The sequence below is a fragment of the Longimicrobium sp. genome (assembly GCF_036554565.1).
Taxonomy (GTDB): Bacteria; Gemmatimonadota; Gemmatimonadetes; order Longimicrobiales; family Longimicrobiaceae; genus Longimicrobium.
Map to the genome: position 1 here is coordinate 1 of NZ_DATBNB010000114.1, position 1,524 is coordinate 1,524.

General features: G+C 73.8%; 2 protein-coding genes. Both read left to right on the forward strand.

Annotation, left to right across the window (positions count from 1 at the left end):
• The coding region (locus VIB55_RS03120) for a hypothetical protein (RefSeq protein ID WP_331875205.1) at positions 1-201 on the forward strand (201 nt) is incomplete at its 5' end.
• Complete coding sequence (gene glp, locus VIB55_RS03125; protein WP_331875206.1) at positions 191-1,486, forward strand: gephyrin-like molybdotransferase Glp; 1,296 nt, start codon at positions 191-193, stop codon at positions 1,484-1,486. The genes VIB55_RS03120 and glp, both read left to right, overlap by 11 nt.
• Positions 1,487-1,524 lie beyond the last annotated feature (38 nt).

Below are 1,524 nucleotides of genomic sequence, written 5' to 3' on the forward strand. Positions count from 1 at the left end.
TTTCGCCGCGCCGTCCACGATCGCCCGATCCACGACCTCGCCACCCCCGACCCCCTGCTGACCGCCATCGTGACCGACGATCCCGATCTCACCTGCCCCGTTCCCGTCGTCCGGCTGGACGCGACCGATCCGCTCGCACACGTGGGGCGGGTGGCGGACCTGGTGACGGAGCGCTTCCTGGCGGGTGCGGATGCCCGCTGAGCGCGCGCCCGACTGGCTGAGCGCGGGCGACGCGCTGCAGGCCATCCTGGCCGGCATCCAGCCCCTGGCCGCGGAAGAGCGGCCGCTGATGCAGGCGCTCGGCTCGGTGCTGGCGGAGGACGTCGTATCGCCGGTGGACCTGCCTCCCTGGGACAACAGCGCCATGGACGGGTTCGCGGTGCGCGCGGCGGACGTCCTGGGCGCCTCGCCCGAAGCGCCGATCACCCTCCCCGTCGTGGACGACGTGCCCGCCGGCCACTTCGCGTCGCGCCCCCTGGGCCCGGGCGAGGCCATCCGCATCATGACGGGCGCGCCGGTGCCGGACGGGGCGGATTCGGTGATCCGCTTGGAGCACACGGATGGTGGCATGGAGATCGGGACGGCGGGAGGCCGCGTCACCATCCACCTGGATGCCGACACGGGGCGGAACGTGCGCTCCCGAGGCGAGGACGTGGACGAGGGCGACGTGGTGCTGCGCGCCGGGACCGTGCTGCGTGCGGCGGAGATCGCCTTGGCGTCCGCCGTCGGATGCGCCTCCCTGCGCGTGGTGCGCCGGCCCGTGGTCGCCATCCTGGCCTCGGGCGACGAGTTGGTGCCGGTGGAGGAGTTCGAGCAGGTGCGCGCCGGGCGGCGCATCGTCGACACCAACAGCTACGCGCTCTCCGCCCAGCTGGCCGAGGCGGGGCTGGAGGCACGCGTCCTGGGCATCGCCCGCGACACGCCCGAAAGCCTGATGGAACACCTGAAGCTCGCGGCCGGCTGCGACGCGCTCATCACCACCGCGGGGATCAGCGTGGGCGAGCACGACCACGTGGCGGGCGCGCTGCAGGCGATGGACACGGAGGTGGATTTCTGGCGCGTACGCGTGCGGCCGGGCTCCGCGCTGGCGTTCGGCCGGGTGGGTGCGCTGGGGGGGATTCCGTGGTTCGGACTGCCGGGGAACCCGGTCTCGACCATGGTGACGTTCGCGCTCTTCGTGCGCCCCGCGCTGCTGCGGATGTGCGGGCACTCACGCATCCACTTTCCGTCGATGACGGTGCGCCTGGCCGTGCCCTACTCGGCCCGGGGCGACCTGATGCACCTTCCCCGCGTGCGGCTGGACCGCCAGGCGGACGAGTCGTTCCTGGCCCAACTGACGGGGCCGCAGGGGTCGGGGATCGCCAGCTCCATGTCGGCCGCGGACGGACTGGCCATCGTTCCCGCCGGGGCGGAGTTGCGGCCCGGCGGCGCGGTGCGCGTGGTGGTGCTGAACGGCGCGCCGCTGGTGGAGCAGCCGCCGGTGTAGGGCGGCGGCGCGGGCGTTGCGTAGCCCGGAAGATCCAG